Below are 26,213 nucleotides of genomic sequence, written 5' to 3'. Positions count from 1 at the left end.
GCCGATGCCCACGCTCTCGTTGGCCGCTTCCACGCGATGATCAGAAAGAGGGGCGAGATCGAGCTCGAACCTTGGATAGATGAATCCAAGCGGAGCCTCATTGGCTCGTTCGCGAATGGCATCGCCAAAGATAAGGGCGCGGTGCACGGCTATCACACAACCATGGTCCAATGGCCAAGTGGAAGCTCAGATCACCAAACTCAAGCTGGTCAAACGGCAGATGTACGGGCGCGCTAAGCTCGATCTCCTTCAGGCTAGAGCGGTTTTCGGTTGATGTGAATCGGAACAAATAAGGAGGTCCCTGAGGCGCGCAAATCAGATTCGGGTTGCTTTGACAAGCAAATGGCGAGGTCGCGCGATGGCGAAGGGATACTCGAAGGATCTCAGGGCGGGCGGTCGCGCTCGTCGAAGACGGCGAGAGCAGACGGGAAACGGCGCGGGTGCTCGGTCTCGGCGCCTCGACCGCAATCCGCTGGATTGAGCGCTGGGTGACGACGGGCAGTGTAGCGGCACTACCCGGCACGGGCCACAGTCGCTCGCCGCTCGAGGCGCATCGCCAATGGCTGCTTGATCTGGTCGCAGCGGAGCCGGACTTGACGCTCGAGGAGATAAGCGCACGGCTCAAGTCCGAGAAGCGGCTGAAAACCGGTACGACCTCGGTCTGGCGCTTCTAAGAAGTACGCCTCCGGTGGAGGCCGCCTTCCCGGATCGGGTTCGAGCGTGAGATGGTTTGCGCATTAATTCGCAAACAAATGAGCAAACGTGACGACGGTTACGGTTCTGTGCGGTCCTGAGCGGCGACGGCGGAGGACGAGTGCGGAGAAGCTTCGGATCGTGGAGGAGAGTCTGGCGCCTGGGGCCAGTGTTGTCGAGGTTGCTCGGCGACACGACGTTCACCGCAATCTGGTTACGGCCTGGCGGCGGCAGGCGCGGACCGGTGTCCTCGCTTGCGGGGCCGAGCCGATGCAGCGGCAGGATGACGAGGTCGGTTTTGCGCCAGTCTCCATTGCGCCAGACCGGCAACCGTTGACCGCGCCCTCGGGAAGCTGCGGTGCGATCGAGATTGAGTTCGCGGCCGGGGCTCGGATGCGGATCACCGGTGCGGTTGACGCGGCGACGCTGACCGCAGTCGTGGCGGCGCTGACTGATGGACGGCCGCGATGATCCCGTTGCCAGCCGGCGTGCGGGTATGGCTCGCGACCGGCCATACCGACATGCGGAAGGGCTTTCCGTCGCTGGCATTACAGGTTCAGGAGATCTTGCATCGCGACCCGCTGGGCGGCCACCTGTTTTGCTTCCGCGGTCGCCGCGGCAACCTGCTGAAGGTGATCTGGCATGACGGCCAGGGCGCCTGCCTGTTCACAAAACGCCTTGAGCGCGGCCGCTTCATCTGGCCGAGCCCGGCCGAGGGTGTGGTGACGATCTCATCGGCGCAGCTCGGTTATCTCTTGTCCGGGATCGACTGGCGGCACCCACAAGAGACGTGGCGACCGGCATCGGTCGGATGAGGCTTTGAGCTTGCGGATCGTGATGGATGTGATTCCATCATCATCGTGACCACATCTGAATCGCTTCCGACCGATCTTGCCGCTGCGCATGCGATGATCCTCGCGGAGCGCGCCGCGCGCCTGGAAGCGGAGGCGGTTGCGGCGAACGCTAAAGCGGAAGCTGCCAATGCGAAGGCGGCCGAGGCACTGATCCGTTACCTCAAGCTCGAGATCGAGAAGCTGCGTCGCCAGATTTACGGCAGCCGCTCGGAGCGCAAGGCACGGCTCTTGGAGCAGATGGAGCTTGAGCTCGAAGAGCTGGAAGCAACCGCAACCGAAGACGAGTTGGCGGCTGAGAGGGCGGCAGCCAGGGCGCAGACGGTGCAATCCTTCCAGCGCAAGCGTCCGTCGCGCAAACCGTTCCCCGACCATTTGCCGCGCGAGCGTGTTCGTAGTCGCCGCACCGCAGAGCTGCCCTTGCTGCGGCTCATCGAAGCTATCAAAGCTGGGCGAAGATATCACCGAGACGCTGGAGGTCATTCCCCGGCAGTGGAAGGTGATCCAGACGGTGCGCGAGAAGTTCTCGTGCCGGGACTGCGAGACGATCACCCAGCCGCCAGCCCCCTTCCACGTGACGCCGCGCGGCTTTGCCGGGCCGAACCTGCTGGCCATGATCCTGTTCGAGAAGTTCGGCCAGCATCAGCCCTTGAATCGGCAGAGCGAGCGCTACGCCCGGGAGGGCATCGATCTGAGCCTGTCGACACTGGCTGACCAGGTCGGCGCCTGTGCGGCGGCCCTGCAGCCGCTCTATCGGCTGATCGAGCGTCACGTCCTCTCCGCCGAGCGACTGCATGGCGATGACACCACGGTGCCGATCCTGGCCAAGGGCCAGACGGTCAAGGGACATATCTGGACCTACGTTCGCGACGATCGGCCGTTTGGCGGGCGGGCGCCGCCGGCCGCGCTCTATTACGCCTCGCGCGACCGGCGGCAGGAGCATCCCACACGGCATCTTCAAAGCTTCTCCGGCATCCTGCAGGCCGATGCCTATAGCGGCTACAACGAGCTGTATGACGCCTCGCGCGTGCAGGGGCCGATCATGTCCGCACTCTGCCGAGTAGGCGGGGGTGTTGCCATCCCCGCCCCTCACAGACCCGGACGAGCGGATTACCCGCATCCGGTTCTTCACGCGCAAGCTTCGCTCACGAGACGGCAGCATATTGGTGGACGATCTTGGCTGTTGGCAGTGGGTATCGCGCGAGCATGGCCCGGAAGCGCGTCCACGGCAGATTGCTGTGGCGGCCACGCCGTGCGAGCCATTTCCTCCATATCCGCGTGACTTGGTGGTGGTACCATCTGATGCGTCGGCCGTTTCCGGAGATGCCGTAGTAGGCGCAGTGCCCCCGGATTACCCGTGACAGATGGGCGTGCTGCTCCCTGAACGAACAGTGCAGGTTTTGCCGACACCATTCCATCACAGAAGCCAGCGCGCGTGCGTAACGGTCTTTTGCCGTTATCTGACGGACGACATTCTTGCCTTGCCTCGACAGACCCCACACGTGGGTGAAGCCAAGGAAGTTGAACGTGGTCCCCGCCGTCGCAGGATGACGCCCGCCTGGGCGTTTGAACCGGAAGTCTACGAAGCGAGTCTTGGTCGGATGGAGTTGAAGCCCATACCGATCAAGCCGCTTGGCCAACACGTTCAGCAATCGCTTGCCGGACAGGTGGTCCTCAAAGGCAATCACCGCATCATCAGCGTATCGAACCAGTTGGCACCGCCCCTTGAGCCGCGGTCGCGCCACCTGCTCGAACCATTCGTCCAGCACATAATGCAGGTAGATGTTTGCAAGCAGTGGCGAGATCACGCCGCCTTGGGGCGTTCCAACAGTCGTGCGGCGCAGGATGCCCTTTTCGAGCACCCCCGCCTTCAGCCATTTATCAATCATCCTCCGGACGACACCGTCCGTGACTCGCTGGTCGAGGAATCGGCGCAAGTGTGCGTGGTCGATGGTGTCGAAGTATTTCGAGATATCGACGTCCACCACCCAGCGCAGCCCTTGTTCCATGAACCCGGTACGTAGAGCGTGCAGGGCGTCATGGGCCGATCGTCCCGATCGGAACCCGTACGAGCACGGCAAGAAGTCCGTCTCGTAGATCGGCTCTAGCAGCAGGAGAATCGCCCGCTGCGCCACCTTGTCTTCCAGTGTCGGGATGCCCAGCGGCCGTTCCGTGCCATCCGCCTTGGGGATGTAGTGCCGTCGCACCGGCGGCGCGATGTAACGGCCGGATTTGATGCGCGCCAGGAGATCATCAAGATTGACCTCCAAGTTCGCCTCATAGTCCGTCGCCATCATGCCGTCGACGCCGGGCGCGCCATCCTTGCGCGTCAGACGATAAGCCTCGAGCATCCATTCACGGTCGATCAGGTGATGCAGCGCGGTCAGCACCCGCTCGGGATGTTGCCTCGCCAGATCGGCTATCCATTGTCGTTTCGTGGACAGGTTTGCGGGACTCAGGGTTCCCTCCCGTGTTTCTCGTCAATGGGTCTTAACGCGTGACGGCTCCCTTCCCTCCAGCGGGTCCCGGTGAGCCCAGTTCCCCGCCTTCCTCGGTACTACGAAGCCGCTACGACTTCCCGCCGCGCATGTCCGTCAGCTTATGTCTTCGCCTCGGGATTCCACATGCCTTGGTGTTTCGTGTTCGCGTCTGCGCTCCCGATGTTCGCCAAGTCGGTCATCGGGCCCGGAGCATTGTTCAGGCCGGTGCTCCTGTCCGGCCGATTCATGTGGACACAAACGGGACCTCTCAGGTTTCCTGGTGGCCCATCCCGTACCTTTGCCCTGCTCTGAGACCCCGGCCGAACCGGTAAGCCTGACCATAGCGGCTTTCCCAGTGCTGCCCCCGGATCCAACACGGCGAAGGCTTCAGCACGACCATGATTTCGAGGCTGCCACAGGGCTTCAGTACCCGCTGTCTACGCTTCACGAATGACGTTGCCGTCACCCATGCAAGACTCGCTTCCGGCTGGCGGGCTCCGCCTTTGCCGCGAGGGCGTCGAACCCTCTGGGTCACGTTGAAAGGTTTCAGGTCACATTCTTCCTCCTTTCCAGGACTTATCCTGACGCAAGTTGGGCCCACGCCAGGCGGCAGTTCTTCGAGCTGGCGGACATCGCGGCCAATGCGAGGCGAGACAAGAATGCCGCAGCGATCTCGCCGATTGCCCTGGAGGCGGTCAAGCGCATCGATGCACTGTTCGATATTGAGCGCGGCATCAACGGCCAAAGTGCCGGAGAGCGTCTGCGGGTGCGCAAGGAGCAAAGCGCACCCCTGCTGGCGGTGCTGGAAGCGTGGCTGCGCGAGCAGCGTGCTCGGCTATCGAACTCCTCATCGGTCGCCAAGCCAATCGATTACATGCTGCGCCGCTGGGATCGGTTCACTCGCTTCATCGATGACGGGCGGATCTGCCTGACAAACAATGCGGCGGAGCGCGCGCTGCGCGGTTTTGCTCTCGGCCGCAAGTCCTGGCTATTCGCCGGCTCGGAACGCGGCGCTGACCGCGCCGCCATCATGGCGACGCTGATCATGACGGCAAAGCTCAACGACATCGACCCGCAAGCCTGGCTGGCGGACGTCTTGGCCCGCATCGCCAGCACCCCGCAAGGTCGGCTCAATGAGCTGCTGCCTTGGGAATGGAAGAACAGCCCCGTCCAGTCTGCGGCCTGATCGGGCGACCGCACCGCGCGATCATGCCGCGGCCCTCACCGGACGGTTACTCTAAGAACGCCACGACATCACGTTCAAAAAACCTCTGCACGCCGCCGAACAGGATCGTCCTGATGTCGCTGCAGCGCGTGCCGAGCTGAAGGTAGAGCAATCCAAACTTGATGCGCCGCGCCTCGTCTTCATCAACGAGACGGCGGTTACGACCAAGATGGTCCGACATCGCGGCCGCTCACCGCGTGGCGAGCGTCTCGTTGCGAGCGTGCCGCACGGCCATTGGAAGACGCTGACGCTCGTTGCCGCGTTGCGCATCAATGGCCTGACGGCGCCTTATGTCATTGACGGCGCAATGGATGGGCCATCGTACCTCGCTTATGTTGAGCAGATCCTCGCGCCGACGCTGCGCAAACGCGATATCGTCTTCATGGATAACCTGCGCACCCACAAGATCGACGGCGTTCGCCAGGCGATCGACACGGTCGGCGCCAAAGTGCGCTATTTGCCGGCCTACTCGCCGGACCTCAATCCGATCGAAATGGCATTCTCAAAGCTGAAGACGGCGCTGCGCAAGCGGGCCGCTCGCACCGTGACAACGCTGATGAAGTTGATCGGCAAGCTCATCAAGACATTTGCACCCGAGCAGTGCGCCAACTACTTTCGACATGCTGGATACGCGTAGTGACCCATATCAAGTGGAAACCGCTCTAGCCACGAGCTCTCTCCTCTGTAGATATTCGAGCTTCAACTAATGTGATGAATTTGCGTTCCAGATAACTAGTCCAGGTTATCAAGCCCACGGACAGATTCCCTGATTTGCGACCGATCGGCAATAGCGAAGAAGCCCTACCGGGGCGGCTTTCGCGCGCCCTCAGGTTGCGATAGGCTTTGGCGATCATGTCCGATGACACCAGCCAGCCGCCGCAAAAGAGCGAGGAAATCGTCAAGATGATGCACCTGCGCGGCGCGACGATGGCCTGATGTACAAAATGTTCAAAGGCGGCAACCCTGCTGAGGGCAAGATACAGTTCACGATGGACGAATACCTCCACCACACGCACATGCTCACGGCGTCTGTTAAGCAATTCGTCTCGATTTTGCGACGAGTTTGGGCGGATCAGGGCCTATGCGAAAGCTTGGCAGCGATCAATCGTGAAGGACTTCAGGTTTGAGATTGGCCGCCACGAAAGCCTCAAGGACGCGTATCTATATAACTTTCCCCGCATGAGAGGCGCGCGGGCCCATCCGACAAGGCAGCGGTCGCACAGGCGACCGAAAGCTTTCGAAACCGAGACAATTTGTGTCGGATAGGCCGCTTCGCAATCCAGGGCGGCGGGGAGTCCTGCCTACATCGGGGGAATCATCTATTCTTCTTCCGGCACCTCCTTCAAGACCTCCTCGGCGTTCTTAGGAACATTCTTAAAAAGTGTCTGCAAATCTGTCAGGCTGAGAACTGGCGCCGAGCGCATCTGATCCTTAGCTGCTGTTTTCGACTCGTCGATTTCGTTGAAGCGCCTATCCATCTTTCTAAGATGAGCGTAGCATCCACTATCGATCGCAAAAGCCTGAAATTTCCTTGCTGCGATTTGTGCGTTAGCGCGCTGGCCGCTTGGTGGATGATCCTATAGTCTACGAGGCGACTAAATAGCGACTTCCAGTCCTCCTCCTGCTGAAGCAGCTGTTCTGGCACTAGACAGACATTCATTTTCCTGCCGAGGCAAAACTCCCTCAGAACGTAAATGCCGGCGATGAGGATGTTCTGTTCGTCGATCTGGGAATCTTGCTTAAGCTCCTCGATGTGCCGCTCGAGATTTGATCGACTAAGGACGCGGATTTCATCCATGCCTACCGCTTCGCCCTCGCTCGGACTCATAGATTCCAAAAATAGCGACAGCACGTCACGCGGAACGCCACCGCCCGCCACAACTAGGCGCGCGAACCCCTCTCCCTTGAATAAGGCCTCGAGCTCTTTCTTATCCATTCCCGCACGGCGCCCGTACTCCATCAGCATCTGCCAATTCTGGCTTTCTGTCCGCGAGAAATGGCTAAACGTGTAGTCGATGTTGATCGGCTGATAGTCGTGACGCTCCTATGCCCCGATGGGTTGCCCATCGCGGTCAGCAAACATTGTGCCGCATGGTCGCAATTTTGAAAAACAGAGCAACGTCTTTACAAAGGCGGTGAATATCGCGCCAGGCCGGTAGAGGATGCTGATCGGCACATCATAGGTGATGGAGGGCCGGCCCATCATGAATAGCTATCGCCTTCAGATATCCATGTTCTTTAGAGCCATAATGGCTTTGTTGAGCGCGTTCGAGGCTTGCTTGAGGCCGTCCACATATTCGGCTGTGACAACGGCCTCGGAGGCGCCTGCCGCATGGACGCGGACTTGGCGCCCCCCAAGGCCTGCCCAAAGCTGATCAATGTTCGCTCGTTCTCGCTCCAACTCCTCGATGATCGACCCGGGTTTTGTCATCCCGCTTTCCTTACCCATCAGGTTTGACTGTTGTACTCGGGGCCTCCGTTAAACTCGGCGAACCGGCGTGTTCGCTCATCGTATCGCCAGCACGCTCGGGTGGTGTGACCGCTTGTGAACGTGCCGCGATACCGAATGAAGACCCAGAAGAACAGATGCATGTCGCCGAAATCGGGGCGGTCACCTTCGTAGTCGTCAAGCTCCACATCATTCCACGCAAGCCCCTCATCCAGATCATTGCGGGGCTCGCCAGGCACGAGGACAGCAGAGATCGCAAGGGAATGGTTGTGGTCGTAGTTGACCGGGGCTGGCGGCTCTGCATGCACGCTCAGACTTACTTGCATAGCTTCGATGACGGCAGGGAGCTTCCCATAGTTTGCGACCGAGTAGGTGACGGACAACCTCACCCCCTCGGTCCCGTTTTCCCAATCCTCCAAACGTACGATTGTGAGAGGGCTCACATTGAAGACGAAGACATAAGGGCGCTCGATCTTGGTGAGGGTATCTTCTGCAACACGAGCTTGCCGAGTAGCCGTCTCAGATGCGACCTTGGCGTCATCCAAGCTGAGCTTGATCAAACGAAGCTGATAGAAGAAGAGTGCCGCTTGGACTGTCGCCACAGTGAATTGCAGCGAAGTGAAAAAGCCACTTGCATCCTTGGTGAACCAACCGAGCAAGGGCTCGCCTGTTCTCGCAGACGGCATGAAGGCCATTTCCACCGCAAAAGCGGCAACCGTAAGCAAGCAACCTATAACAACCTCGGGCACTCGGAACTTCAAGCGAGCTTGTCTGTCGAGAGGCGCCATTGGTCCGCACCCGTAATGCAATCTGTGGATTGCTACACCAATTTTTGGTTCGATTGACTAGGAGGCTTCCAGCCCCTGTTCGAATTTGCTTGCGAGAGGACGGACCTTCTCCCCGCGAAGCGTCAACGAGATACTCCGCACGTTGAGCGCGGCTTAACGTCTAATGTATTCGCCGTCAGGTTGGCACCTATGCAGACAAGTAGGTGCAGGACTTGACTTGCCGTGTCCGGTTGCGGAACGCTGCGCGCCGCTTGTGCTGGTTTGCCGCGTTCCGGACCGTAGCGGAAAGCAGCGCAATGGCCGCATTGCTCAACTGCCCCATCGAGGAGGAGCGGTTGCTGTGACTTGGCTTAAAGCCCGGCGGGCTTCTCTGTTGTACACGATGACGAGTTCGATCCAATCATCTCGCCCCCTCGTCGTCACTAGTGCGGCATGTTTGATCTCCTTCACCCGCGTCCAGTTGACGACATGCATGTCCTAGCTGGCGTGCTGTGATATAGCGCCAGCTTTGCCCTCTCGTCTTTCTCCAGCTGTCTGGCACGCGGGTTGCTGAGCCTAGTATGGCTTGGTCCCTTATTGAATGACCCTCGTGAGGGCCAAGCCTGTTCGCGGCGCGACGGCGTGCGGGCGGCCGTTAGCAGCCGTCCGCACGCTTTCGGCAGTCGGTGCCGCCCACGTAGACGGAGATCATGGCATGACCCGAGAACAGGCTCTGAAGAAGCCATAACGACGGTCAAACAATACTTTCAAGGAAAGATCACAAAACGGGCCGTACTTGCCGCGATTGAGAAGCTGCAAGCGACTAGGCCGCCTCCAAAACAGAAAGGCCAATTTCGCCGATCTGCACTTCGATACCGCTTATCGCTCGATCAGTCCTCTCAGGACGGCTTCCGCACGCATAGAGACGGCCGTGTAGTGCCGTGCGGCCTTAATGGACCTATACCGCCCCGGATCGTTTTCCACGATGTTGGGATCAGCTAAACGCCGCTGGAGCCGCTTCCGGCGCCATGCCTGCACCCGGCGGAGCCGCGACAGCACAGACGGCCGCTCTTCGATGCTGGTCCGCTTCTCCCTCGTCACTCCGGTCGCTCCTCTTGAGGTTGCGAGCCTAGACCAACGTGCGGCGCAGAGGGAAGAGGTTCCCGGAATGCTACGGGATCGAGCGCGATCAATGGCTTCTAAAAGAAGTGTGGTTAACGGCCGCCCGTCGCCGGCTCGCGGACCTTCTGTTCTCTTGCGGCTGTCACCGGCTCGGACTAGTCGCTGGACGAGAGGAGATACATGCGATGAAAACGCGGACATTCAAACAGGGCTGAGAGAAGGCGCGAGCAGGACCGCAGGCAGTCGAACCGCGTCCGCCGGCTCGTCGGCATCACCGAGCGGCTGATGGCGGAGTGCGGCTCTACTGAACTCGCGAACGTAAGGTTGACCGTCAAACGCAGTATCGCGCGGCGGATGCAAGGCATCTTTCCGCCGGAGATACTCAGGGGCATCTAGCGGCACGCCACAGGCGGCAAAAGAAAGGCCGGACAAAGCCGGGCCTCTTCTGATTGATCGCTCGCAGGACCGCTCTATGGCCCCGAAGGCCTTTGACGAAGCTCTCCAGCGTGGCCCTATGGCTGACCGACCGTAAACTAGACATCAGATTTCTTGAGAGCACGCGTCCGCCACCTACGCGGACAAGCAGGTGTAGGACTTGGATTTCCGTGTCACGTTGCCGCGTCCCGGAGTGTATGCTCCGTCCAAGCGCCGTAGCCGAGTAGTGCGTGGAGCCTCCCGTACATCGCGTGCGTCATTTTGATGGGACTAGCCTCGGTTGCCGTCATAGCGGCCGCAATATTCATGCAATGAGGTGACCGACCTAGCGTTCAGCTGCGTTCGGTCGGTGTGTGCGGTGGCTCCCGTGTGCCGCCGGTTCTGATCTGCCGGAGCGCAACAAAATGGATGGTTGGATAGTGACAGTCTCTGTCCTCAAGGAAGACGGCCACGATGACGAAGATTTCAGGCACATAACTTACGTAGTGGCCCTCGCCGACCCGGCGGACGCGGTGAGAATGACCATAGCGGAATGCGGCGCAAAGGCCGCAATGCTAACCTGCCCGATCGACGAGAAGCAGCTGCCAAGACCTGGTTTGAAGCCTGGCGAGCTTCTGGTTGTACAAGATGACGAGATCAATCCAATCATCTCGCGGCCTCGGCGTATTAGCGTGGCACGTCTGATCTCGTCAGTCGTGTCCGGTTCATGACGTTGTGGTCCGGAAGCCGCCGCTCGCGCGAGTATTCAGTCCGCACAAGGTATGAAAGCGCGCCGTTTGCTTGTCTGCGCAATTGACCGTCTGGCACGCTGATTGCTGAGCCAGGTATGGCTTGGTCGCTTATCGATTGACCCTCGTGAGGGCCAAGTCCTCGCATCGCAACTAGTGCGGGCGGTCGTAAGCGGCTACCCGCACGTTTTTTTTGTCGGGCCGGCTCTACCCTTGCGTAGTGACCGTCTGGCACATGAGTTGCTCAGATGCTTATCGGCTTGGCTGTCTATCTTCACGCCCCCCAGACAGCCAAGCTTGGCGTACCAAACTTCGCGCGGGTGGTTCCTCCAGCCGCCCGCGTCTTTTCCGTAGCATCGGGAACAGCAACACGCCGTGGAGATCATGGCATGCCCCGTGAAACTGAGATGGCAGCAGGGTGGATGGTTACGGTCGGCGTCGTCAAAAACGACAAGCTCCGATATGTGGCTTATGCTGTCGCAATGGCTGATCAGGCTGAAGCCGTGAAAGCTTCGTTGGCAGCCAACGCCGGTGAAGCAACGATCGACAAATCCGAACTTCGCGAAGCCGATTTGAAGGGCCTCGGCCTAAAGGCCGGCGAGCTTGTGGCCATATACGATGATCGCAGTGATCCGCGGATGTCACGCACGTGGCGACCGCGCGGCAGAAGCTAGAGCGCTGCGACCCTCTCCGGCATACGGAGAACGGCATTCCCGGCTCAGTGCGAAGAGCTTCCATCGGCCGCTCAGCCTTAACGAGCCGGCAATGGCTTGTCAGATCTCCCCGAACCCAACCGATAAAAACGGTCAACGCGGCGCTGGTCGTTGGACTTCTTCGTTCGCGGTCTCATCAGCATCTTGCAGGAAACAGAATCTGCTGCAGAAGGCTGGCCGGAGCTCTGCCCGTGTGCTTCTCGATCGCTCGCGGCTGGCGCCTCTGGCCAACCGGGAGTCGCGGCGGCCTGAGGGCTGAGCTATCGTGATGCATGATGATGAATGCGAAAAGGAGAACTCAGACAGCCCGACTTGGCCAGCCACTCAGTCCCCTTTCATCAAAAATGCTGAGCCCGATGCTGGGCTCGTTCCGGCGGAGTATAATCGGGACAGCTTCGGTGAACCCCATGAGAGTATCGTTGCCGTGAATTGTGGCTGGACCGCTGCTCTCGCAGTCACCTACGGTCTGAAGGTGCCCTGATGATAGACACAACCGCTGAAGTGGCCCGACTGATGAAGGTGACCGAAGCAATCGTCGCCGAGTTGCAGCGGCAAGGTGTGGCTAAAGCGATAGCGAACCTCAGGTTCGACCCGCTCGAGTTGGCGCGGGTGGCGATCCGCGCCGCAGACGGCAACGTAGTTCAGTTCCGAAAGCCACCGAAATGACAATGGCGGATTGACCAAAGTCTTGCTCTCCGACGTTCGCGAAACCCAAGCCAAGCGACTTCCCGCGCCCCCGATTCAGCGCGATCATCGGCCCATCATGGCCCCGATGCACCATCCCCCCCGGCCGTCCGGGGGCGACCGCAAGGCGCTGACCAAGGAGCTGAAGCGCGCCCGGGCCGTGACTACCATGCTCGCCACCCGGTCGATCGAGAAGCGCGCGGCAATGCAAGCGGAGCAGAACAGAGGGAAATAGCCACAGACCGCCCGAGCCGGTGCCGACTTCGCTCCGATCTCCGGTTCACGAACTAGCTGAATCGACTTGTCCCAGACCGCCACGCATTGTCTGGACCCGCTGCTCCGGAGTCTACAAACGCGACCGGTGTTGAACCATGCGCGAATATAGCTCGCTCACGCTAGTCGATCCGGTCTTCGTTAATAGAAAGGGGAAGATCCCGTGCACGAAGCAGGCGAGAGCTGCCAATTGCATCCGCCAGAGAGGGGCCAAGCGGTTCGCATATGCTGAGTAGGTCTCGCCTACCGAGGCCGGATGCTGTGTGAACGAAATACGAACCATCGAACTCTCCTTGCTTGCGGACAAGAGTCCGCGCTCCTTGAACAGCAACATTGCATCCTTTTACTAAAGCCACCTATGTGTTAGAGTTCATTTTCATCCTTCTGCGCATTCGGCGCGAATTGTTCGCGCAGCGTATCGACCAATACGGCGGGTAATCGATCCGCCAAGTTGGCGAAGCTGCCCGGTAGAAGCTTGGCAATGGCATCGTCAACTTAATCGACCGCCGAGCTGACTCAAAGGTTCGAGATTAGGCGACAGCGCTTGTCGTGGAGATCTCGCGCCAAGTCGCAAAGGCTCGCTCGCGCGAAGCGCGACGGAAGTCGGCGGTGACGGTTCCGGGATAGGGGATGTAGAAAAGGTTCGCGACCTGATCGTGAAGTGACAGAAACCGTTGGGCCTGACGGAACAATTTGAAACGCTTCATGGAGCTTATCCGTGATCATCACGCGCGGCGGCGTGCCGGCAGATTTCAAGAGCTTCTTCATGAGCCGCTGCGCAGCGCGCGAAGTCTCTTCGGCGCTGGATCAAGACGTCGAGAACGAAGCCATTCTGACCGACAGCGCGCCAGAGCCAATGTTGTGCGCCCGCGATCGAGATAACGACTTCGTCCAGATGCCATTTGTCACCGCGAGCGGGTGCGCGCTGGCGGATCCGATCGGAGAACGGCTTGCCGAATTTCCGCCCCACTGGCGCACGGTGGCATAGGTCACGCCAATGCCACGCGCCGCCAGGATTTCCTCGACCATGCGCAAGCTTAAGGGAAACCGGAAATACAACAAAACGGCACAGCTGATCACTTCCGGTGGGAAGCGATGGCGCCGATAAAGAGGGTCCCGGGTGGTCGGCATGCCTGTCGTCTACCCCCTCGGCCGCTCTAATTGTACGCATCCGGCCAGCACCCCGGGCAGGCGCGCCGGTCTGCCGCGGCGCTCAGGCAGCAGCCGCTTTGGACTGTTGGGTTGCCTTCCAATTCCACGGGAGCAGGTCGGCGACTCTGTTGACGGGGTGATCTGGAAGCCTTGCCAGCACGTCAGCGAGCCAGGCCTGCGGATCGAGATCATTCAGCTTGCAGGTTTCGATCAGGGTATAGACGGCGGCGGCACGATTGCCGCCAGCATCTGAACCTGCGAAGGTCCAATTTCGTCTTCCGACAGCCACGCCGCGTAACGCTCGTTCGGCAGCGTTGTTCGAGAGGCAGACGCGGCCATCGTCCAGGAAGCGCGTGAACGCCGTCCAGCGGTTGAGCAGGTAGTTGATCGCCTTTGCAGTATCGTTGCCTGATGAAAGCAAGGTTCGTTGCTGGCGCATCCAGATTTCGAGATCGGCGACGATCGGCCTGACTTATCACGACGTACCGCAAGCCGTTGTTCCGGCGTTTTGCCGTTGATGGTGCGCTCGATCTCGAACAGGATATCGATGCGTCGCACGGCCTCGCTGGCAATCGGCGCCTCTCCAGATTTCGCCAGGTCGAAGAACTTTCTGCGGCCATGGCTCCAACAGGCCGCTTCAAGGATCGGAGCCGGCTTCCTTTGGGCTTTGTAGAGCTGGTTATATCCATCGAAGGCATCGGCCTGCATGAGGCCGACATAGCCGGCAAGATGGCTTTGCGGGTGTTCTCCAGCCCGGTTGCGTGAGTAGTAGAACAGGGCCGCCGGCGGATCCGTGCCGCCAAACGGCCGGTCATCGCGAACATAGGTCCAGATCCGGCCGGTAACCGTCTTGAGCTTGGCCAGCACCGGCACCGTCGTATCGTCGCCGTGGATGCGTTCCGCGCTCATGACGTGGATCCGGATCGCCTCAATGATGGGATCGAGTGCCACCACGCAGGCGCCGATCCGATCCGCCAGGGTCGAGACGTCGATCTCGATCCCTTCGCGGGCATAGGTCTTGCTCTGTCGGTTCAACGGCTGGTGCAGCAGGAACTTGTTGACCAGCACCATCGCCAGCAGGCTCGGCCCGGCAAAGCCTCGCGGGATCGGATGGGAGGGCGCCGGCGCCTCTGTGATCGCCTCGCAATCTCGGCAGGAGAACTTTTCGCGGACATGCTCGATAATCTTCCAGCGCCGCGGCTCGCATTCCAGAGTCTTCGATACCACCTCGCCGAGCTTGTGCAGCCGTTCACTGCCGCACTTGCCACACGCGCAAGGCATGGGTTCGACGATACGTTCGACCGGCAGGTTATCCGGTAGGGGGCGTCGCGGCGGCCTTGGATTTTGCGTGCGATTCTGTTTGGCGGCTTCCGGCGCTGCGAACTCGGCTTTGGTTTCCTGCTCCGCCTGTGTCTCTTCAAGATCCTCGATGGCGAGTTCGAGCTGCTCGACCAGCAGCTTGCCGCGTTCAGAAGATTGCCCGAACTGCTCGCGCCGTGCCTTGGCCAGCATCAGCTTCAGCCGCTCGATTTCCAGCCGGCCGACGGTCACTTCGCTCTTCGCCAGCGTTAGCTGTTCGCGCTGCGCAATGATCATCGCATGCGCAGCGGCAAGGTCGGCGGGAAGCGGATCGGCGGGCGTCGTCACGAGGGCGAATCAACCATATTCGCGGCAAAAAATCCCGCTGGATTCCTGCCGTGAGTCAAAGAGCCACAGCTTAACCGGAAGCCTGTGGACGCCAGGTTGCCTGCGGCATTCGCCAATCAATCCCGGAGAGGAGATAAGATAGCTGCGCAACGCTGATCGTCACAACGCCGTCCGCCAGTGACGGCCACAAAAAGCGGCCGCGCTCCAGCCGCTTCGTGAACAGACACGCGCTCTGGCCATCATGCCAGATGATCTTGATCAGGTCGCCGCGGCGGCCTCTAAAAACGTAGAGATCGCCAGCGTGAGGGTTCCGTTTCAAACCCTCCTGAACCAGACGCGCAAGGCTAGGGAAGCCTCGGCGCATATCGGTATGGCCGGTCGCGAGCCAAACCCGTACATTGCCCGGTATGGCGATCATCGGCGCTCAAGCACCTCGAGGACCCGCGCCAGCGCCTCCGGATCGACGTGTGCATCCACCCGGATGCGTCGTCGGTTGCCAAGATCGATCTCGATCAATCCAGTACGCGCGGCCGCCACGGAGCGCACTCGGCCGTCACCCGCAGGCAAAAGATTCGGAGTTTCCTCCACTTCTGTAGCGACGATCTGCACCGGCGCAAAGGAAGGTACAACCTGCTCTGATGTCCGCGCTTGTCGACGCCAGGTAAACACCAGGCTGGCCGCTACTCCGTTGCGACGCGCAACCTCTGTCACCTTCGCGCCTGGCGCCAACGTCTCCTCGACAATCCGCGCCTTGTCATCCTGCGACCAGCGCCGCCGCCGCTCCAGCCCGCCCAAAACCTCGACCCGCATCGCCTGATGACCTTAAAGCTAGACTTAAGGTCGCACGCTTCGCGAATTACCACGCGTCACGCAAGACGGCGCCCGTCGGATGCGTACCCCTAATTCGTTAGCTTGCGGTAAAAGCCGACCTAGACAAGATGAGAGAGCCCATCCGGGTCATTTGCGTCGGTCTTGTTTGGCGCCATATCTAGCGCCGCCTTGGCGTCCCGCGCATCTAAGCAAATCGCTGGCAGTCTTTCCTGTGTCAGTGCATGGTACACTAGACTGACAAGGGCCCCGTCTCGAACACGACGCGTTCGGCGGCAACCACCTCAATCCAACGCATCACAACCACGCCGGTGTTCCCAACCCCGCGATTACCCTATGTAATTGAAAGCTCGCTTACGTTGAAACCAGCAGCGATCAAGCCGATCTTGTCATCGAGACGTGGGCATACGATCCCGCCGCATTGTCTGACACCGACAACGTGGACCCTCTGTCACTTTACGCTCACTTCAAGGATCACCGTGACGAATGCGTCTCCATGGCGGCAGAACATCTCTTGGAGCAAATCACATGGTAGCTGGTGACTTGCGTTGCTCTCAGTTGCTCGGCTTATCGCGTCTGCCACACATGACTCGACCGACGGGCTGCCGCGCTCGCAGTCAAGTTGTTGAATAGAATGTAGGACGGCTTTTCGGGGTTTCTCCTCCCCCGCAGTTGGCACGACTCTTGAGTGTCTCTCGTTGCCCGGCGGCACGAGTTGCCGACGCCATCACTGATTGATCCTCTCATTGAGAAGGGAAGCAGCAATGAAGATCGATATTTCAGCTTAAGGTGTGACCGAATTAACTGCTTAAGAAGCATCTGCAACTTCAGGAGGCCGGTCTTGGCTCCTCATAGGAGCAGTGGGCGGAATTCTCGGGGTGCAGCCCCTGTAGTTATATCTGCGGGCGTCTGGTTTCCTACATATAAGCCGTACGGCTAGACTGGTTTCTTACACGTAAGCCGCACGGCTAGACCCGAAGAACACAGGTGACGAAAACGCAGTACGGACCGCGGATTAGCAGCTTCCATGGAAGCCACTAATCACCACAAGGCGTGAACTTGTGGCCTTCGGCGAGCGACGGCGTTCAGGCATTCACCGGGTTTGGCAATCAACAGGTTAGGTCATGGATTGTCTGGACTTTCTTCGGACGAGCATAGCGAAAAAGGAGCTGCCGACCTACGTCTATGGTTATCCTTCCAAGCGAGCGTATCGGGCTTTTCCGCAGCCACTCCACATAACTGATGTCGTTGAGCAGGCTAGCCGTTCTAAGCACATCAACATCTATATCCACATACCGTTCTGCCGCTACCGGTGCACCTACTGCACGCTCTTCCTTACAACGCGTCAAAGCCCGGCCACGAGGGAGTCTTATGTTGCTCGATTGGCGGAGCACATCGCGCGATATGGAGAATACTTCGGAGATCGAGAGGTTGTAAGTATCTATTTCGGCGGCGGCACGCCAACTCTGCTGACTCAGCATCAATTCCGCGAGCTTTTCGCCGCCCTCGAGGCTGCATTTCCAAAACGAAGCCGGAAATGTGAGATTACGATCGAGAGCGCGCCAGACACTTTCGACAACAACCTTCTGGATTGCTTGAAGGCCTTTGGCGTCAACCGAATGAGCATGGGCATCCAGACCATGGTACCCGGCGAGCTTGCGCACGCTGGTAGACCATATTCGGTCGAGACTGCAGAAGCGGGAATGAAAGCACTGACGGAACGTTTTTCCCACGTCAATCTTGATCTGATCTACGGGTTGCGTGGTCAAACCCGTGACTCCTGGTTCTTTTCGCTTGGCCGCGCGCTCGACTACGAGTCGCAGACACTCTCCCTTTACCCCGTTGTTGTTCGTCCGATGACAAACATCATGACCTCAAAGGCGCACGCCCCCGAATTATTCTTCTCTGATGCGGATAAGTATGAGGTCTACGACCAGAATGTTGCTCTGATGGCGTCCAAGGGTTACCGCCAGGAATCCTTTACGTGTTTCACCAAGATCGCTGGCGGCCGAGCCTACCGGCAGGAGAACTCGGATTTCGAGGGAACGCCCCTGCTAGGATTAGGAGCTGGCGCCAGAAGCTATTTCGGGCAATATCACTACGGCTCGGACTATGCCGTCGATTCGAGAGCGGCTTCGTCAATCATCAACGCATTCTCGGCCCACTCCTTCGATCCTGAGGCGATAGCATCGCACGGGATCACACTGACGCCGAACGATCTTGCGCGTCGCTACGTCCTGCTTGGCCTCACGTTGTCAGCCCTGAGCAGAAGGAGCTACGCTTCAGTATTCGGTCGCGAACTGACGGCCGATTTCAGCGAAGAGCTCAAAGCGCTCGAATGTCTGCAACTCGTCGACTTGGCCGACGGTGATACTTATCGACTGACTCACGCGGGATTCAAATATTCTAGCATCGTGGCGATAGCGTTTTACTCGGACACGATCGTGGCTCTCGAAGAGCAATATAAGGTAGCGTGAGGTGCAGTATGCGAGAGGTCGCGAAGCATTCACCGTTCTGGTGGAACTCGGGCTACGCCGAAGCCAACGTATCGTGTATGGGTGGTCCCAGTCCCGAAATCTTCGAGATAGCACCGGCTCTCCGCACGAAGAGCGTGGTTGTGGAGCTGGGTTGCGGGGAAGGCCGCAATGCCCTCTATTTGGGCCATTTCGATCATCAGGTGATCGCGACCGACATCTCCGAAACCGCTATCTCCAAGCTGAACCGGCTCGCAGGTGATCTTGGCGTGAACATAGCGAGTGGGGTCGCTCGCGTTGAAGACTTCCGGCCGCCTGCTTACCTGGACGTCTTTATAGCGCATTGCGTATTGCATTTCACGGAACGGGGAGTCTGGAAGCCGCTCGTCACGGCCTTAATGAATCGAACGCGGCCTGGTGGATTTCATTGCTTCACGAACACGCTCGATCAACCAGACCATCCTATTTCGAAGGAGGCTTTGGCATCTGGTCACAAAAACTCGTTCCAGCGCGGCGAGCTCGAGGCTATCTATACAGAAGCGGGCTGGGAGATCTTGCGCTCCGATCATTACATCAAATGGGACTCGCACCCTGGCATTCCGATCCATTCACACTGCATCGAGAAAGTTGTGGTTCGTAAGCCAATTGGATCTGAAGATCTCCCGCGAATGAGAGCTGAGCCCATCAAGGTAGCCGGGATGATTCCTGTCAAACAATTTGATACCTTGAAATTAGGCACACCACGCGATGCCATAGTTGAAATGCTCGGCTCGCCGCTAGCCAGCTATGGGGTGAAGACTGCCCGGAAGACAGTGGGCGGCAACAATCAAGTGGCCATTGCGGACGGCTACGTACGTGAGGATATGATCTATGGCGATCACGGCCTCCAATTCGTCAATGGAACGCTTACCGGCAAATATCGAGACTTCACGCGCCCGAAGCGCTTGCTTATTCGAAATAAGTGATACTTGAACGGTTTCTCATTGGCTGCCTTGGCCCCGTCGAAAAAGGGCTTGGGTCACGTCACCACGGTCGCCAACCTTACGAGGTTATTCACACCCCGCAACTTCCCGATCAACCCACGTCTCGACGCCGGTCATCAATCGCTGAGCACGCGCTTTCGTAGGATACTTTAATACCAAATACACCGAGCACCATCAAATTCGACTCAGGGGCTCGACAACGCCGATTCTGCCGATTCAAGATTTCGCCGAATTGACTGATGCTGCGTTTGTCCCGCCGAACACTGCGGAAGTCGAGGTCGCGCTTACGAATGGTGGCGCGTTCTGTATGTAAGATCCGTCTGGCTGTACCGCGGATTGGCCGACTCAAGGTCGCCGCTCGTGGAGTCGTAGATATCCGCAGGTGTAGCCGGAGCAGGTTTTCGCCAGAATAATCTGCGCATCGCTATGGTGTTCTTGTTTCCGCCTACACCAACTGAGGCAGCCTTACGGCACGACGTGCGTCATTATTATCCCGACCAGCAGAGCAGCACCTAAGACCGTAATGCCAATACAGATGCGAGCGGCGGTTGAATAAGAATGGAAGTGTGGTTGTTCGAACATGCCACACTCAGGCTCCTTCACGGACCTCAGCCCTTCTTTAGCCCGGGCGCGCCGAGGATGAATAGAGGATGAGTGGCCAGGGAGCGACGGGCCCCCAAAATGGGTAGGAGCTCGATCCAATGTTGATGCTGTACCGTCAAACGTCGTCAGCCTTTCGGGCTGGACTCCGTGGAGCATCAGGATCTGACGATGTCTAGAAAGACTGCCAACTTGCGTGCCGAAGTTAAGAAGCGCATTGCCCAGATCGAAAGTATGACACTGGTCCAGATTCAACGGGTCATGATGGATTGTGTGTCCGAGCGGTCTGCTGGCAGGATGACGACAGATGAGGGCAATGCGTTGCGCCGAGCACTGAACAAACGGGTTAGCATTCTCAGACGAGACCTTATCGCGTAAGAGTTCGCGAGCTTGTCAGGCAAAGCACTGACGTCGCACAGCGATAGGACACGAATTTAGCCGGGGAGAACCTAGATAAATGACTGCTTTTAGGCGGGGTTGCTAGGTAAGCGATTTACCCGGTGGTCTAAGCTGGACGACCAGCGGGTATTCGAACTGCGGGAAGCCGCGCGAGCTGCGCAAGAGATCGCGAGTGAGCTAAAGCGCAGTGAGTCGGCGATCAGAATCCGGGTCGTCACCCTTGCGGGCCTAAAGAAAGAACCCGCGGTGGGGAGTTAGGACGAAGAGGAGCGGCGTCTTTTATTTGGAGTCCCTTACCCTCGGCGATCGTTGCCGGCCATTGACGACACGGGGGCGCACTCGGCGCATCCCGCCCTTCGTCCGTCCGGCATTAGGTAGGCGATATGAAACAGCATGTCCGAGCGGCTTCAGCTGCGGTCGCGTTCGCTTACCATCGGCGCTGCGAAGTCAGAGCTGGCGCCGGTTGTTTGGACAGCGCCCCGCGGGATTTAAGTGGATTCCTGCCGGGTTATGCTGAACGCGGGGCCTTACGATTTTGTCGTTGCGTCGGGAGGGCGTAGCCCGACCAGAGCGACGACAAAATCGTCGGCGACGGTCATGCGGCCATCACCATAGCTTGCGTGCCGAAGTAAGCCTCGTCGGGCGTGCGCCCGTCAAGGCTCGAGTGAGGGCGTCCCTGATTGTAGAAGGCCAGATACTTGGCAATTGACGCTCGCGCCTCGGACACGCTGTCGTAGGCGCGGAGATAAACTTCTTCGTATTTGACCGTGCGCCAGAGCCGCTCGACAAACACGTTGTCGCGCCAGGCGCCCTTGCCGTCCATGCTGATGGCGATCTTCGCGTCCAGCAGCACATCGGTGAACTCGAGGCTGGTGAACTGGCTGCCCTGGTCCGTGTTGAAAATCTCGGGCCTGCCGTGCTTCGCCAACGCCTCCTGGACCGCTTCGACGCAGAAGGCCGCCTCCATTGTGATCGAGACGCGATGGGCCAGGACCCGTCGGCTGAACACATCGACGACCGCCGCGAGATAGACGAAGCCACGCCGCATCGGAATGTAGGTGATGTCCATTGCCCACGCCTGGTCGGGCCGCTCGATCTTCAATCCGCGCAACAGGTACGGGTAGATCTTGTGACCCGGTGCCGGCTTACTCGTGTTCGGGCGACGATAGACCGCCTCGATCCCCATGCGCTTCATCAGCGTCGCGATGTGGCGGCGACCGGCGTATACGCCCTCCCGCCGCAGCAACGATCGCTGCATACGCGCTCCCGCGAAGGGATAATCGAGATGCAGCTCATCGAGCCGACGCATCAAGGCAAGGTCCTCGGCCGAAACTGGCCGAGGTTCATAGTAGACCGTGCTGCGAGCCAGCTTCAGGACCTTCGCCTGGCGCACGATAGAAAGATCATGACCGCGGTCGATCATCGCTTTGCGCTCAGCAGGCCCGCCTTGGTGAGCGCGCCGGACAAAAAATCGTTTTCCAACGCCAGCTCGCCGATCTTGGCATGTAACGCCTTCAAATCGACCGGCGTCTCGGCCGACGCCTTGTCATGCCCAAACACGCCGGCGGCGCCTTCCAGGAGCTGGTTTTTCCAGATCGTGATCTGGTTCGGATGAACATCAAACAGTTGCGCCAGCTCCGCCAGCGTCTTGTCGCCTTTGACCGCAGCCAAAGCAACCTTCGCCTTGAATGCCGGAGAATGCATCCGGCGGCTCTTCTTCGTCATCTTCGCTCCTGATTCGCGGCAAGAATCCTCGCCGCTGTCAGGCAGAAAATCCACTCAAGCTACTGTCCGAATTTGCGGAGCCAGCTCTGTCCTCAGCGTGTACGAACGCGAAACCAAAACGCGCAACGAGATTAGTGTCGCCGTATGCGGAAAACAAGTGGACGGATACGACTACGACAGTGAATGCCACGTCAGCGGTTTGTTACCGAACCTGTATCACCACGGGGCGAAATCGCGTTGGATATTGAGCCCTGGGACCTCGGAGATTTGCATCGGCTACGAGGACGACACATCGTCCTTCTTCTCAGTGAAAATCGTCAGCGGTCACGTTCAGGTATTTGATTGCCGCCAAGTCCTGTCCTTCACATACACAGTATGGTGGAGAGACGTGCAATCCGATAGCTGCTGATGCCCCTCGGCTCGCCGAGCCGGGTGATTTCTACGGAGGATTAGGCCGAGAGGACGTTGAACTGGAACACTGCGAGGCGGTCGGCGACGCTGGAGCTGGCTTCCGCGTCTCTCGTTACCGGCACTCCAATAGCTTTGACGACGGAAGCGCTTCTGGCCCAGATTGCCGTTGCCAAATATGCCGATGGCGAGCCGCTTTACCGCCAGGAGGCCATCTACGCCCGCGACAAGGTCGAACTCGACCGCCACGCAACAACCGCATCTCACTAGACCGACGAAGAGATGCCTGGGCCGCCGGCGTCGGCGGTGGGTACACGATGATCTCCAAGGACCTGCGCGGCGGCGCGGGAACAAGGGGACGTGCAATAATCGCCTGAACATCCGGCACGATGCGCTGGCGGCATCCGTATTGAACGGCCTCCGGACGCACTTAATAAAGCCCGAATTGTTCAAGCTGTTTTGCGAGGAATTCACCCAAGAAGTGAACCGAATGCGGATCGAACGTCGAACCGATCAGGATGCTTGGCAAAGCGAGCTGGAAAGAGTCGAAAAGCAGATTCGAGGCATTATCACTGCGATCAAGATGGCACGTATGAACCGTCGATGAAGGCTGAGATGGATGCGCTCGAAGCTTGCAAGTCGAAGTTGACCGATCTGCTCGCGAGCGCCGAGGCCCCCGCCGCTCTTGCACCCGAACATGCGGAGTCTATCGGCAGCGCATCTCTGCACTGTATGAAAGCCTGCAGTGCGAAGAGGAGAAAGCCGAGGCGGCGGTTCCGTACGTTGATCGATCAGGTTGCTCGTGCTCGACGGGGAACAGCTCGCCATCGTGCTGCGCGGTGACTTGGCCGCGATCCTGCGATTTGCGGCGGACAAGAAGAACCCCGACTTCCTCTCGGAGGCCTGGGCTCTGGATGGCTTGCTATCGCAAGCATCGGTCGTTGCGGGACCGGATTTGAACGTATGACCATCAGTTCATAAACCGTCCTGCCCTATTGATCCTATGCTGCCAGACTGCCAGAGCGAATTTGATCCCGCCAGCCGTCGGCGCGCTTTACCATTTCGGCATTAGCGTATCCACTTGCTCGTCGAATGCCATGAACATCCGCCGCGAGCTGATGGTTTGAGATCATTGCTTCTTCATAAACGTGTGAGAGCCAGAAGCGACACACCTTCGGAGGACGGATTGCCACTACGCCCAGACAAAGATCGAGACCAAAGCGGGCACATTGACATGAAGCAAAGACACCGAGGAGGAGATGGGTCAACTTCATGTGTGTGAGCATGGATAGATAAGACGTGCAGACCTCATTGCTGAACAAATATTGCGATTCCCGCCTGCCTTGGTACACTATTTATCCGACCGTACCGGATTTCTCTGCGATGGTGGGCGCCAACACTTATGGGAGATGGTTGAGGCGGCTGCCGCGCGATGAACCGGTATCCATCTATCTCCACGTTCCGTTCTGTCGCTCGATTTGCTGGTATTGCGGCTTCCCGACAAGCCTCACTCACAGCGAGCGACCGATCCGCAAATATCTCGCGGTGCTCCGCGAGGAGATTGATTTGGTCGCAGCGCAGGCGCCGCGCGCCTTGTCCGTCAGCGACGTGCATTTCGGCGGCGGGACACCGACCATCATCTCGCCCGCCGACTTCTTGGGCCTGATGGAGCTCCTGCGCGACTGCTTCACATTCAGCAAGTCGACCACCGTTGCCGTCGAGATCGATCCCAGAGCGTTCACGACCGAGATGGCCGAAACATTAGGCTCAGCCGGCGTTAGCCGCGCCAGCATTGGCGTGCAAAGTTTTGATCCCCTGGTGCAGCGGGCAGTGAACCGCGTCCAGAGCGAGACACAGACAGCTCTTGCCGTCGAAAGTCTGCGCCAGCATGGAATAAGCCGCATCAACTTCGACCTCCTGTTCGGATTGCCACACCAGTCGGTGCAGTCCTGCGTGGACTCCGCCAGAATCGCGGTAGCGATGCGGCCGGACCGGCTTGCGGTTTTCGGCTACGCCCATGTTCCCTCCTATATGAAACGTCAGCGCCAGATCGATGAGGCGGCGCTGCCGGACAATGTCGCTCGCGCCGAGCAAGCCGCGGCGGTGGCTGACACTCTGGTCGCGGCGGGCTACCGACAAATTGGGCTCGACCATTTCGCCTTGCCAGACGACGAGCTCGCGCTGGCGCAGAAGGCCGGTCGCCTTTGCCGCAACTCCCTGGGTTATTCGGCTGATACCTGTCAAACCGTGATCGGCTTCGGTCCGTCCGCCATTGGCCGCCTTCCTGACGGCTACGTCCAGAATGAGCTCGCAACCGCTTCCTATCATCAGCATATCAAAGCTAGCTGCTTCCCGACTTCAAAGGGCTACCGTCTCACCGAGGAAGATCGGCTTCGGGCCGAAATCATCGAACGCGTGATGTGCGACTTACAGGCCGATGTTCCAGCAATCTGCGCCAACCACGGATTTGATCCAGTAGCTTTTCTTGATTCAGCTGATCGCTTGGAGATGCTCACCGAGGACGGGATAGTGGAGATCGAAAAGGGTATCCTCCGCGTCAAGCAGGAGCACCGTTTTGTCATCCGCGCCGTTGCTGCGGCATTCGACGCTTATCTCGACCGCGCACCATATTAACGAAGACCACCCATATGCGCACAGTTCCGAAGCATCAAATGAGGTCGCGGGCCGCGGCCCGTACGGTCATACTAGAGCATTTTCCGACCGGAACGAATCGGGTGGGGATTCCCAAAACGGCGCGAGTCAGATTCAAGCTACATGCTGGCGAGGGAGGCCAGCATGTATGGCCAGGGCGCTTTCGGTTGATCTTCGCCAAAGGGTGGTAGCAGCGATTGACGGTGGCATGTCCTGTCGACAGGCTGCCGAGCGCTTTGGTGTCAGCGCGGCCAGCGCGATCCGCTGGCGCGGTCGCCTCAAGGAAGTTGGCGACATCGTTCCTAAACGCCAGGGCGGTGACCGCAAATCGAAGCGCATCGAAGCGCATTCGCAATTGATTCTGGAGGCGGTGACAGCGAAGCCGGATATCACGCTCGCCGAGTGGCTCTGCACAGTGATTTTGATAGGTTGGGTTCGGCGGTCAGATTAGCTCCGGCAGGAGCTTCGGATCAAGATTGGATCATCGGACGACCAACCGAGACGGGGCCCTGTTCGTGGGCGGCAATCTCATGACTATCCGATGGCACGTGAACCAAATCCGTAACGCGCCGAAGATGGGACGAGTCCGAGCTACGGCTGCAGACACGAGTCGGCTTGCAACCGTTCACGCGCATACTAAAGACTTTCAATTCACGCAGCGGTGAACGGCCTTACTATGGGAACTCCAGTCAATTGCGAACAATATCTAGCACTCGGAGGACAGCATAAATGAGGATTGCCCAAGTCCCAGCGCAAAACAACACGGCAGCACGCCACGTGTTGGCCCTGAATCGATTTCGCCATTTGATGAGCTCGGATGCGTAACCACTGAAGCAATGACCGCGGACGACACCGATCATCTGGCCGTAGCTGTCAAACCGGAATTGGGAACGATGTTTTCGGATGTAATTGATCCTCTCTTGAG

At 59.0% G+C, this 26,213-nt stretch carries 21 protein-coding genes and 7 pseudogenes; 17 read left to right on the top strand and 11 right to left on the bottom strand.

Features of this window, described 5'->3' with window-relative positions; all coding sequences use genetic code 11:
• Window positions 1–63: 63 nt before the first annotated feature.
• From HAP48_RS50875 to tnpC (HAP48_RS26450), 5 genes and pseudogenes are all read left to right on the top strand, one after another.
• A pseudogene (locus tag HAP48_RS50875) lies at window positions 64–274 on the top strand (transposase); the annotation flags it as partial.
• A 106-nt stretch (window positions 275–380) separates the two neighbouring features.
• Window positions 381–674, top strand: coding sequence for a helix-turn-helix domain-containing protein (locus tag HAP48_RS26465; RefSeq protein WP_166215972.1), 294 nt, complete (start codon window positions 381–383; stop codon window positions 672–674).
• 88 nt (window positions 675–762) lie between these two features.
• The gene (tnpA, locus tag HAP48_RS26460; protein ID WP_029085228.1) at window positions 763–1,164 is read left to right on the top strand and encodes an IS66-like element accessory protein TnpA; all 402 of its coding nucleotides are present in this window, start codon (window positions 763–765) and stop codon (window positions 1,162–1,164) included.
• On the top strand, window positions 1,161–1,508 hold the full coding sequence (tnpB, locus tag HAP48_RS26455) for an IS66 family insertion sequence element accessory protein TnpB (protein ID WP_029085227.1): 348 nt from the start codon (window positions 1,161–1,163) through the stop codon (window positions 1,506–1,508). The genes tnpA (HAP48_RS26460) and tnpB (HAP48_RS26455) overlap by 4 nt, the downstream gene beginning before the upstream one ends.
• A gap of 93 nt (window positions 1,509–1,601) precedes the next feature.
• Window positions 1,602–2,601 (top strand): annotated as a pseudogene (gene tnpC, locus HAP48_RS26450) (IS66 family transposase); the annotation flags it as partial.
• A gap of 88 nt (window positions 2,602–2,689) precedes the next feature.
• Here tnpC (HAP48_RS26450) and ltrA read toward each other — a convergent pair.
• The gene (gene ltrA, locus HAP48_RS26445) at window positions 2,690–3,934 is read right to left on the bottom strand and encodes a group II intron reverse transcriptase/maturase (protein ID WP_224496549.1); all 1,245 of its coding nucleotides are present in this window, start codon (window positions 3,932–3,934) and stop codon (window positions 2,690–2,692) included.
• Window positions 3,935–4,616: 682 nt separating this feature from the next.
• Here ltrA and tnpC (HAP48_RS26440) point away from each other — a divergent pair.
• The 3 genes and pseudogenes from tnpC (HAP48_RS26440) to HAP48_RS26430 all read left to right on the top strand — a co-directional run.
• Window positions 4,617–5,210, top strand: a pseudogene (gene tnpC, locus HAP48_RS26440) (IS66 family transposase); the annotation flags it as partial.
• Window positions 5,211–5,277: 67 nt separating this feature from the next.
• The gene (locus HAP48_RS26435) at window positions 5,278–5,886 is read left to right on the top strand and encodes an IS630 family transposase (protein WP_166215978.1); all 609 of its coding nucleotides are present in this window, start codon (window positions 5,278–5,280) and stop codon (window positions 5,884–5,886) included.
• A 298-nt stretch (window positions 5,887–6,184) separates the two neighbouring features.
• Complete coding sequence (locus tag HAP48_RS26430) at window positions 6,185–6,376, top strand: hypothetical protein (protein WP_029084873.1); 192 nt, start codon at window positions 6,185–6,187, stop codon at window positions 6,374–6,376.
• A 269-nt stretch (window positions 6,377–6,645) separates the two neighbouring features.
• On the opposite strand, the gene HAP48_RS26425 is transcribed toward HAP48_RS26430, so the two are convergent.
• The 3 genes from HAP48_RS26425 to HAP48_RS26415 form a co-directional block, all read right to left on the bottom strand.
• Window positions 6,646–7,215, bottom strand: a complete 570-nt coding sequence (locus tag HAP48_RS26425) for a hypothetical protein (RefSeq protein ID WP_029084872.1) — start codon at window positions 7,213–7,215, stop codon at window positions 6,646–6,648.
• Between the two features lie 255 nt (window positions 7,216–7,470).
• Window positions 7,471–7,680, bottom strand: a complete 210-nt coding sequence (locus HAP48_RS26420; protein WP_156929054.1) for a hypothetical protein — start codon at window positions 7,678–7,680, stop codon at window positions 7,471–7,473.
• A 17-nt stretch (window positions 7,681–7,697) separates the two neighbouring features.
• Window positions 7,698–8,447 carry a hypothetical protein gene (locus HAP48_RS26415; protein ID WP_156929053.1) on the bottom strand — a complete coding sequence of 250 codons (750 nt, stop codon included), beginning with the start codon at window positions 8,445–8,447 and terminating at the stop codon, window positions 7,698–7,700.
• Between the two features lie 2,692 nt (window positions 8,448–11,139).
• Here HAP48_RS26415 and HAP48_RS26410 point away from each other — a divergent pair.
• From HAP48_RS26410 to HAP48_RS26400, 3 genes are all read left to right on the top strand, one after another.
• On the top strand, window positions 11,140–11,424 hold the full coding sequence (locus HAP48_RS26410; protein WP_166208736.1) for a hypothetical protein: 285 nt from the start codon (window positions 11,140–11,142) through the stop codon (window positions 11,422–11,424).
• A 519-nt stretch (window positions 11,425–11,943) separates the two neighbouring features.
• On the top strand, window positions 11,944–12,129 hold the full coding sequence (locus tag HAP48_RS26405; RefSeq protein WP_029084868.1) for a hypothetical protein: 186 nt from the start codon (window positions 11,944–11,946) through the stop codon (window positions 12,127–12,129).
• A 10-nt stretch (window positions 12,130–12,139) separates the two neighbouring features.
• Complete coding sequence (locus HAP48_RS26400; protein ID WP_156929050.1) at window positions 12,140–12,382, top strand: hypothetical protein; 243 nt, start codon at window positions 12,140–12,142, stop codon at window positions 12,380–12,382.
• A gap of 111 nt (window positions 12,383–12,493) precedes the next feature.
• Here HAP48_RS26400 and HAP48_RS26395 read toward each other — a convergent pair whose 3' ends face one another.
• From HAP48_RS26395 to HAP48_RS26370, 6 genes and pseudogenes are all read right to left on the bottom strand, one after another.
• Window positions 12,494–12,703 carry a DUF6356 family protein gene (locus HAP48_RS26395; RefSeq protein WP_029084866.1) on the bottom strand — a complete coding sequence of 70 codons (210 nt, stop codon included), beginning with the start codon at window positions 12,701–12,703 and terminating at the stop codon, window positions 12,494–12,496.
• A gap of 247 nt (window positions 12,704–12,950) precedes the next feature.
• Window positions 12,951–13,551, bottom strand: a pseudogene (locus HAP48_RS26390) (IS6 family transposase).
• Between the two features lie 82 nt (window positions 13,552–13,633).
• Window positions 13,634–15,168, bottom strand: a protein-coding gene (tnpC, locus tag HAP48_RS26385; protein ID WP_166215981.1) for an IS66 family transposase whose coding sequence is annotated in 2 segments (ribosomal slippage) — window positions 13,634–14,040 and window positions 14,040–15,168 — 1,536 coding nt in all. Because the reading frame shifts where the segments join, the coding sequence is not laid out codon by codon here.
• 121 nt (window positions 15,169–15,289) lie between these two features.
• Window positions 15,290–15,637 (bottom strand): IS66 family insertion sequence element accessory protein TnpB, encoded by a 348-nt coding sequence (gene tnpB, locus HAP48_RS26380; RefSeq protein WP_029084864.1) that lies wholly within the window; start codon window positions 15,635–15,637, stop codon window positions 15,290–15,292.
• A complete protein-coding gene (gene tnpA, locus HAP48_RS26375) occupies window positions 15,634–16,029 on the bottom strand; it encodes an IS66-like element accessory protein TnpA (RefSeq protein WP_166208739.1) in 396 nt (131 codons plus the stop codon). The genes tnpB (HAP48_RS26380) and tnpA (HAP48_RS26375) overlap by 4 nt, the downstream gene beginning before the upstream one ends.
• Window positions 16,030–16,151: 122 nt before the next feature.
• A pseudogene (locus tag HAP48_RS26370) lies at window positions 16,152–16,321 on the bottom strand (IS110 family transposase); the annotation flags it as partial.
• A gap of 850 nt (window positions 16,322–17,171) precedes the next feature.
• On the opposite strand from HAP48_RS26370, the gene HAP48_RS26365 reads away from it, so the two are divergent.
• Entirely contained in the window at window positions 17,172–18,524 is a 1,353-nt protein-coding gene (locus HAP48_RS26365; RefSeq protein ID WP_166208742.1) for a coproporphyrinogen-III oxidase family protein, read from the top strand.
• An 8-nt stretch (window positions 18,525–18,532) separates the two neighbouring features.
• Entirely contained in the window at window positions 18,533–19,486 is a 954-nt protein-coding gene (locus tag HAP48_RS26360; RefSeq protein ID WP_166208745.1) for a class I SAM-dependent methyltransferase, read from the top strand.
• A 1,612-nt stretch (window positions 19,487–21,098) separates the two neighbouring features.
• Here the strand turns inward: HAP48_RS26360 and HAP48_RS26355 are convergent.
• A protein-coding gene (locus HAP48_RS26355) for an IS3-like element ISRj2 family transposase (RefSeq protein ID WP_166204126.1) occupies window positions 21,099–22,228 on the bottom strand; the annotation gives its coding sequence in 2 pieces (ribosomal slippage) (window positions 21,099–21,976 and window positions 21,976–22,228; 1,131 coding nt in all).
• A gap of 546 nt (window positions 22,229–22,774) precedes the next feature.
• Here HAP48_RS26355 and HAP48_RS26345 point away from each other — a divergent pair.
• The 4 genes and pseudogenes from HAP48_RS26345 to HAP48_RS26330 all read left to right on the top strand — a co-directional run.
• A pseudogene (locus HAP48_RS26345) lies at window positions 22,775–22,882 on the top strand (IS66 family transposase); the annotation flags it as partial.
• A gap of 550 nt (window positions 22,883–23,432) precedes the next feature.
• The gene (locus tag HAP48_RS26340) at window positions 23,433–23,603 is read left to right on the top strand and encodes a hypothetical protein (protein WP_156929073.1); all 171 of its coding nucleotides are present in this window, start codon (window positions 23,433–23,435) and stop codon (window positions 23,601–23,603) included.
• Between the two features lie 332 nt (window positions 23,604–23,935).
• Complete coding sequence (gene hemN / locus HAP48_RS26335; RefSeq protein ID WP_029084951.1) at window positions 23,936–25,270, top strand: oxygen-independent coproporphyrinogen III oxidase; 1,335 nt, start codon at window positions 23,936–23,938, stop codon at window positions 25,268–25,270.
• A gap of 166 nt (window positions 25,271–25,436) precedes the next feature.
• A pseudogene (locus HAP48_RS26330) lies at window positions 25,437–25,691 on the top strand (helix-turn-helix domain-containing protein); the annotation flags it as partial.
• Between the last annotated feature and the right edge of the window lie 522 nt (window positions 25,692–26,213).

This window comes from Bradyrhizobium septentrionale (genome assembly GCF_011516645.4).
GTDB classification, from domain to species: Bacteria; Pseudomonadota; Alphaproteobacteria; order Rhizobiales; family Xanthobacteraceae; genus Bradyrhizobium; species Bradyrhizobium septentrionale.
The sequence above is the reverse complement of the archived record's forward strand: the minus strand, read 5'-3'. Positions and strand labels throughout refer to the sequence as shown.

What these genes read in the sequence shown, in the direction of transcription:
- tnpB (WP_029085227.1), top strand. Translation starts at nt 1,161, where the DNA reads ATGATCCCGTTGCCAGCCGGCGTGCGGGTATGGCTCGCGACCGGCCAT.
- HAP48_RS26430 (WP_029084873.1), top strand. Translation starts at nt 6,185, where the DNA reads ATGTACAAAATGTTCAAAGGCGGCAACCCTGCTGAGGGCAAGATACAG.
- HAP48_RS26425 (WP_029084872.1), bottom strand. Translation starts at nt 7,215, where the DNA reads ATGCTGATGGAGTACGGGCGCCGTGCGGGAATGGATAAGAAAGAGCTC.
- HAP48_RS26420 (WP_156929054.1), bottom strand. Translation starts at nt 7,680, where the DNA reads ATGACAAAACCCGGGTCGATCATCGAGGAGTTGGAGCGAGAACGAGCG.
- HAP48_RS26410 (WP_166208736.1), top strand. Translation starts at nt 11,140, where the DNA reads ATGCCCCGTGAAACTGAGATGGCAGCAGGGTGGATGGTTACGGTCGGC.
- HAP48_RS26405 (WP_029084868.1), top strand. Translation starts at nt 11,944, where the DNA reads ATGATAGACACAACCGCTGAAGTGGCCCGACTGATGAAGGTGACCGAA.
- HAP48_RS26395 (WP_029084866.1), bottom strand. Translation starts at nt 12,703, where the DNA reads ATGGTTCGTATTTCGTTCACACAGCATCCGGCCTCGGTAGGCGAGACC.
- tnpB (WP_029084864.1), bottom strand. Translation starts at nt 15,637, where the DNA reads ATGATCGCCATACCGGGCAATGTACGGGTTTGGCTCGCGACCGGCCAT.
- tnpA (WP_166208739.1), bottom strand. Translation starts at nt 16,029, where the DNA reads ATGCGGGTCGAGGTTTTGGGCGGGCTGGAGCGGCGGCGGCGCTGGTCG.
- HAP48_RS26365 (WP_166208742.1), top strand. Translation starts at nt 17,172, where the DNA reads ATGGATTGTCTGGACTTTCTTCGGACGAGCATAGCGAAAAAGGAGCTG.
- HAP48_RS26360 (WP_166208745.1), top strand. Translation starts at nt 18,533, where the DNA reads ATGCGAGAGGTCGCGAAGCATTCACCGTTCTGGTGGAACTCGGGCTAC.